At 49.3% G+C, this 6,045-nt stretch carries 6 protein-coding genes, 2 tRNA genes and 1 pseudogene; 2 read left to right on the top strand and 7 right to left on the bottom strand.

Features of this window, described 5'->3' with window-relative positions:
* The 4 genes and pseudogenes from X965_RS18265 to ilvL all read right to left on the bottom strand — a co-directional run.
* Positions 1 to 203, bottom strand: a pseudogene (locus X965_RS18265) (branched chain amino acid aminotransferase); the annotation flags it as partial.
* Between the two features lie 12 nt (positions 204 to 215).
* Entirely contained in the window at positions 216 to 494 is a 279-nt protein-coding gene (gene ilvM, locus X965_RS18260; protein ID WP_004234381.1) for an acetolactate synthase 2 small subunit, read from the bottom strand.
* Complete coding sequence (gene ilvG / locus X965_RS18255) at positions 491 to 2,137, bottom strand: acetolactate synthase 2 catalytic subunit (RefSeq protein ID WP_004241299.1); 1,647 nt, start codon at positions 2,135 to 2,137, stop codon at positions 491 to 493. Before ilvG ends, ilvM begins: the two co-directional genes overlap by 4 nt.
* A gap of 109 nt (positions 2,138 to 2,246) precedes the next feature.
* Positions 2,247 to 2,345: an ilv operon leader peptide gene (ilvL, locus tag X965_RS19165; protein ID WP_079549161.1), complete on the bottom strand. Its 99-nt coding sequence runs from the start codon at positions 2,343 to 2,345 to the stop codon at positions 2,247 to 2,249.
* A gap of 489 nt (positions 2,346 to 2,834) precedes the next feature.
* Between ilvL and X965_RS18250 the strand changes: the two genes are divergently transcribed.
* The gene (locus X965_RS18250) at positions 2,835 to 4,367 is read left to right on the top strand and encodes a YifB family Mg chelatase-like AAA ATPase (protein ID WP_036419641.1); all 1,533 of its coding nucleotides are present in this window, start codon (positions 2,835 to 2,837) and stop codon (positions 4,365 to 4,367) included.
* Positions 4,368 to 4,417: 50 nt separating this feature from the next.
* Here the strand turns inward: X965_RS18250 and X965_RS18245 are convergent, their stop codons facing one another.
* Entirely contained in the window at positions 4,418 to 4,756 is a 339-nt protein-coding gene (locus X965_RS18245) for a DUF413 domain-containing protein (protein WP_004234373.1), read from the bottom strand.
* A 118-nt stretch (positions 4,757 to 4,874) separates the two neighbouring features.
* Between X965_RS18245 and hdfR the strand changes: the two genes are divergently transcribed.
* Positions 4,875 to 5,687 carry an HTH-type transcriptional regulator HdfR gene (hdfR, locus tag X965_RS18240; protein WP_004241297.1) on the top strand — a complete coding sequence of 271 codons (813 nt, stop codon included), beginning with the start codon at positions 4,875 to 4,877 and terminating at the stop codon, positions 5,685 to 5,687.
* Positions 5,688 to 5,883: 196 nt separating this feature from the next.
* On the opposite strand, the gene X965_RS18235 is transcribed toward hdfR, so the two are convergent.
* Together X965_RS18235 and X965_RS18230 are read right to left on the bottom strand one after the other, a co-directional pair.
* Positions 5,884 to 5,959 (bottom strand) — tRNA-Trp (locus X965_RS18235).
* Positions 5,960 to 5,965: 6 nt separating this feature from the next.
* A tRNA-Asp gene (locus X965_RS18230) sits at positions 5,966 to 6,042 on the bottom strand.
* Positions 6,043 to 6,045 lie beyond the last annotated feature (3 nt).

Below are 6,045 nucleotides of genomic sequence, written 5' to 3'. Positions count from 1 at the left end.
CGATATATTTTGGCGGAGTCATGCAGGCGCTGCATATGTTCGCGATGACGGAAAACGACAGGGCCCTTATGAGACTCATAACAGCGGATCCCTTCAAAAACAGATGTCCCGTAGTGCATGGCATGACACATAACATGCACTTTTGCTTCTGCCCACGGAACCATCTCATCATTGAACCAAATAAAATCAGCTTTTTTTGTCATTGTAATTTTCCTTTATACTGCACAGCTAATATGTTGATAATTTTGTGTATTTTTTGTGAGAACTTCGACATCCGCCACATCCGCCAGCTTAACTAACTGTGTACAGAGCAGGGCCGGCGGCCGCAGGCTTGAAACTGTTAACTCAATGTTTACATTATCACCTTCGGAACCTTTCGCCAGATCCATTTTCATGGCACAGACGTTAAATCCGCGGTGGCGCACAACACGCAGAACCCGTTCCAGGATTTCCGGGCATGAACGTGCCTGAATTGCTAACTGATGCTGCATCATAATGAGCTCTCCAACATATGTTCGTTACCCGCTCCCGGCGGTACTAATGGCCAGACGTTATCTTCTTCACGGATGGCGACATGTAATAAATACGGGCCCTGATGGTGTAACAGGGTATTAATCGCAGACGGCAGCGCTGATTTTTCAGTCACCAGCTGTCCCGGGATATCAAACGAGCGCGCCAGGGCAACAAAATCAGGATTGTCATCCAGTACCGTCTCGCTGTAACGCTTATCAAAAAACAGTTCCTGCCACTGACGCACCATACCGAGACGCTGATTATCCAGCAGCAGGATTTTGACCGGCAGACGTTTGCGTTTGATAGTGGTCAGTTCCTGCACATTCATCATGAAAGAGCCATCACCGGAAACACACAGCACGGTTGCTTCCGGGCGGGCAATCTGTGCCCCGATCGCTGCCGGTAAACCAAACCCCATCGTCCCCAGACCACCGGATGTCAGAAAATTCTCCGGGCCGTCAAAGGTCATATGCTGTGCCGTCCACATCTGGTGCTGCCCGACATCCGTTGTCACCACACAATCTGCCGGTTTGGCCGCAGATACCTGAGATAACAGCAGCGGTGCATAAATACTGTCACCGGCATGTGAATAATCAGGCGCGTGCTCTGCTTTCAGTTTCTTCACGTGATGCTGCCAGGCGGGGAATGACAGCGGCTGTGACAGCAGCGGCAGAGCCTGTTTCGCATCACAGGCAAGAGAAACATGTGTCTGCCGTAATTTATCCAGCTCGGCCGGATCGATATCCACATGGATCACCTTTGCATGCGGGGCAAATGCGTTCAGCTTGCCGGTTACCCGGTCATCAAAACGGGCTCCGACCGCAATCAGCAGATCCGCCTCCTGAACTGCAAAGTTCGCTGCTTTTGCCCCGTGCATCCCGAGCATACCGAGGTAATACGGATAATCCGGAGAGACCGCCCCCAGCCCTTTCAGGGTACTCACCGCCGGCATCCCGGTTTCATCCAGAAACGCCCGCAGCTGTGCAACGGCACCTGACATTCCGACACCACCACCGGCATACAGCACCGGCTTCCGGCTTTCCCGCATCAGTTGCCGGGCACGGGAGAGAGCCGTCTGCGACAGAGGTTCTGCATTATTTACCGGCAGAAAATACGGGGTAAATTCACTAATCTGTAATTGAATGTCTTTCGGGATATCAATGAGTACCGGCCCCGGACGCCCGCCTGCAGCAATCGCGAAAGCCTCGGTAATAATTCGCGGCAAATCAGTAATTGATTCAACCAGGAAGCTGTGTTTTGTGCATGACAAAGACAGCCCCAGCACATCGATCTCCTGAAAGGCATCCGTACCAATCAGTGATGAACCTACTTGTCCGGTGATGGCAACAACAGGTACTGAATCAAGCAGTGCATCCGCCAGCCCGGTGATAAGGTTTGTTGCTCCCGGCCCTGATGTTGCGATACATACACCCGTTCTCTGCCCTGCCCGTGCATAGCCGATTGCCGCCATAACCGCCCCCTGTTCATGACGGCAGAGCACATGCTCCACACCACCGTCATACAGCGCGTCATAGACCGGCATGATCGCCCCGCCCGGGTAGCCGAACACAGTGTCAACGCCCTGTGTTCGTAGTGCCTGCACTAACCACTGTGCCCCGTTCATGTGTGACTCCTTAGTCCGCCGTTTTCTTTTCAGTGAAAAATCATAAATTTAAGGTTAAAAAAAACCCCGCGCCTTTCGGTGCGGGGTTCTCGTGAGATCCTGGCTCGTATCAGCCATTTTCGTATCCGAGTGCAGCCCCGCACGGTGGGATAATAATCACCACCACGCTCACGATAATTAGGCTAATCACTCGGACAATCTTATTCATGGATAAATTCTTCTGTCTGCCGTATTCAGTTGGTCTCTTTATTTTAGAGTTATCATGTTATCGAATTCCTGACAACGGCTATTTGTCTTTTTTTTAACAACAAGAATAAAAATCCATAAAATTCAGTGCACTGCCATTATTAACGATATGTTTCACTACTATTTTTTTATCCGGCGGTATCCTCCTCTGCCAAAATCGTCACTTCCGGAACAACACCGAAAAAACGGGGCATTCTCCGGTACAACTTACTTTTCCTCTGAACACTATTCCCGGGAGCACAATGGAAAGCGTGGCAGATTTTTTATTCTGAAACCCGGAAATTAATTCCCCGCCGCCCGGTTTTTCCATGCAACACGCAGAACAGAAATCACTTTTATGCAACATACATAAAATCTGTCGATATACATCGTAAAAAACGGAATTTTGCTGCGAAATGATGGAAAAAATCACCATCATGATAATTCGTTTATGTAACTGCAGGATGACCTGATGTCATTTGCTATTGTTTATACCCGTGCCATGATCGGGACAGAAGCACCACTGGTCACCGTTGAGGCACATATCAGCGCCGGACTGCCCGGATTAACACTGGTGGGATTACCGGAAACCGCTGTCAAAGAGTCGAGAGACAGGGTCCGCAGTGCCCTGATCAACAGCGGATTTGAATTTCCGGCAAAGCGGGTCACTATCAATCTTGCCCCGGCGGATTTGCCCAAAGAAGGCGGGCGATATGACTTGCCTATCGCTGTTGCCATACTCTCAGCTTCTGAGCAAATAGACGCAAAATTAGCAGAAAATTATGAGTTTTCGGGGGAATTAGGTCTTTCGGGAGAACTCCGGTTCTGCCGCGGAATATTACCGGCAGTGCTGGCTGCCCGTCAGTCAGGAAGGCAGGCTGTGGTATCAAAACAGCATAATGATGAATTATGTATTCTGCCTGCCGGTTCGGCGCTGATGGCGGATAATTTACTGCAGGTTGCTGCTTTTTTTCATCAGCAGCAGGAACTGAATGAAAACAGCCACCTGGCGGGAAAAACAGAAAATGATAACGGTACAAGTATTGATGATATTACCGGCCAGAAACACGCCAAACGGGTTCTGGAAATAAGTGCAGCCGGCGGGCACAATTTGCTCCTGCTCGGCCCGCCCGGTACCGGAAAAACCATGCTGGCCAGCCGGCTGGGAACACTGCTCCCTCCGTTAACCGCTCAGGAAGCTCTTGACGTGGCGATAATCCGGAGCCTGACCCAAACCTCATCAGAACAAAATAAATGGCCCCAGCGTCCGTTCAGGGCACCACATCATACCGCATCCTCTGCGGCACTCACCGGTGGCGGCAGTATTCCGCTGCCGGGAGAAATATCGCTGGCACATCACGGCATCCTTTTTCTTGATGAACTCCCTGAATTCTCCCGTAAATCACTGGATTCTCTGCGTGAACCGCTTGAATCCGGAGAAATCATTATTTCCAGAGCTAAAGCAAAAGTGTGTTTTCCTGCCCGTATACAGCTTATTGCTGCGATGAATCCCAGCCCGACGGGCCATTATCAGGGCATACATAACCGCAGCGGCCCTCAGCAGCTTCTGCGCTATCTTTCCCGCATCTCAGGACCGTTTCTGGACCGGTTTGATTTATCAATTGAAGTGCCGATGCTGCCGCCCGGAACACTGAGCCGGACAGAAAAAGATCCGCCGGTTCATGAGCAGGTAAAAGCACGGGTGCAGTCCGCACGCCAACAACAATACCGCCGTAACGGCCAGGGAAAACTGAACTCGGGGCTGTCAGGCAAAGAAACAGAGGAGGTGTGTGCACTATCAGCACAGGATGCCCGTTTTCTTGAGGATGCACTGACGCAACTTAATCTGTCTGTGCGGGCATGGCACCGTATACTGCGCGTCAGCAGAACTATTGCCGATCTGCGGGATGAAGGAGGACAGGTATCACGAAAAGATATACTGGAAGCACTCAGTTACCGGGTAATGGACAGATTAATCCATAAACTGCAGCAGGCGGTCTCTTAAAAAAAGAAAGGGGCACGAATGCCCCTTTTAACTTATTATTTCTGATGATATTAATCATCTGTGTCGGTATAGTCTTCCGACGGATCGATCTGAGGTTTACCACCGGACAGCGTGTGGAAGCGTTTTGGTTTGCGAATACGCTCCAGATACTTAATCCACACTTTTTCTTCTGCTGTTTCCGGCATACGCTCACCACGGCATACAGAAACAAACTGTTTTTCTTCGTCCGTCTGGGGGGCGCGTTTACCCATATCCAGTTCGTTGAAAGCAAAACCATGGCGCTCAAGTAACTGAGCTTCTTTTATGGTGAAATGACCATGGCGTGAAAAACCACGAGGATAATGTTTATTATCAAAAAAACGATTAGTCGTGATAAAGCTTTCTGCCATCTGACACACTCCTAATTCTCTACTGACATACTCTTTATGGCGCGGAGTATTAGATAGCATTAGGATTCTGTAAAACAAAATATTTAAATCATAACGACAAAAATTTTTGGAGATACCAGTGGATACAGAATTACTGAAAACCTTTCTGGAGGTCAGTAAAACCCGTCACTTCGGGCGTGCGGCTGAATCCTTATACCTTACACAATCTGCAGTCAGCTTTAGGATCAGGCAGTTAGAGACAAATCTCGGGGCAAATCTTTTTACCCGCCACCGGAATAATATCCGCCTGACAGCCGCCGGCGAGCGGTTAGTACCTTATGCCGAAGCGCTGATCAATACCTGGCAACTGGCAAAACAGGAAATTAATCATGCCTCTGTACACAACCCGCTTTCCATCGGAGCGACTGCATCATTGTGGGAAGCTTGTCTGACCCCCTGGCTCGGACAGATCTACCAATCACATGCAGATCTGCGCCTGGAGACCAGAATCGCATCCCGCCAGTCTCTGGTAAAACAATTACATGCACGGGAGCTGGATTTACTGATCTCTACTGAACAACCAAAAATGGATGAACTGAAAAGTGAGATTGTCGGAGAAATCACACTTCAGCTGTTCAGCATACAACCGCTGTCGGCAGAAAATCCTCCGGGCCTTATCCGCCTGGAATGGAGTGCAGATTTTCAGCAGCATGATGAGGCTGTTTTCACCCGCTGCCAGTCTCCGGTTCTGACAACATCGTCTGCTTTTCAGGCAAAACAATTACTGTCAGTGACATCATCTGTCACTTATTTACCGGCACACTGGAAAAAAATATATCCCGAACTGAACCCCGTGGATAATGACCTGATTACAAAGCCTCTGTACGCTGTCTGGCTACAGAACAGTGATCAGCAGGGACTTATCGGCCAATTAATCGCAATACCGGTATAACGCCGGTTACTGATGATTTTAAAGATAGATAGTGCGGTAAGTAACTGTTGCATTGAAAGGAGTGGTTGCAAAAAAGAAAGGAAATTCGGCAGGATACGATACATAAGAAGGCGAAATTCAGATAATAAAAAACCCAGTTCATAACGAACCGGGCTATTAATAAATAAAGATCTTTAGTTATTACTTATCAAGTAAATGGCAGGGGCGGAGAGGCTCGAACTCCCAACACCCGGTTTTGGAGACCGGTGCTCTACCAATTGAACTACGCCCCTAAATGTTGGCGGAACGGACGGGACTCGAACCCGCGACCCCCTGCGTGACAGGCAGGTATTCTAACCAACTGAACTACCGCTCCGCA

This window comes from Morganella sp. EGD-HP17 (genome assembly GCF_000512315.2).
Classification (GTDB): Bacteria; Pseudomonadota; Gammaproteobacteria; order Enterobacterales; family Enterobacteriaceae; genus Morganella; species Morganella morganii.
The sequence above is the reverse complement of the archived record's forward strand: the minus strand, read 5'-3'. Positions and strand labels throughout refer to the sequence as shown.

Coding starts and splice junctions, on each gene's coding strand:
- ilvG (WP_004241299.1), bottom strand. CDS start 2,137: ATGAACGGGGCACAGTGGTTAGTGCAGGCACTACGAACACAGGGCGTT.
- ilvL (WP_079549161.1), bottom strand. CDS start 2,345: ATGAATAAGATTGTCCGAGTGATTAGCCTAATTATCGTGAGCGTGGTG.
- X965_RS18250 (WP_036419641.1), top strand. CDS start 2,835: ATGTCATTTGCTATTGTTTATACCCGTGCCATGATCGGGACAGAAGCA.
- ilvM (WP_004234381.1), bottom strand. CDS start 494: ATGATGCAGCATCAGTTAGCAATTCAGGCACGTTCATGCCCGGAAATC.
- X965_RS18245 (WP_004234373.1), bottom strand. CDS start 4,756: ATGGCAGAAAGCTTTATCACGACTAATCGTTTTTTTGATAATAAACAT.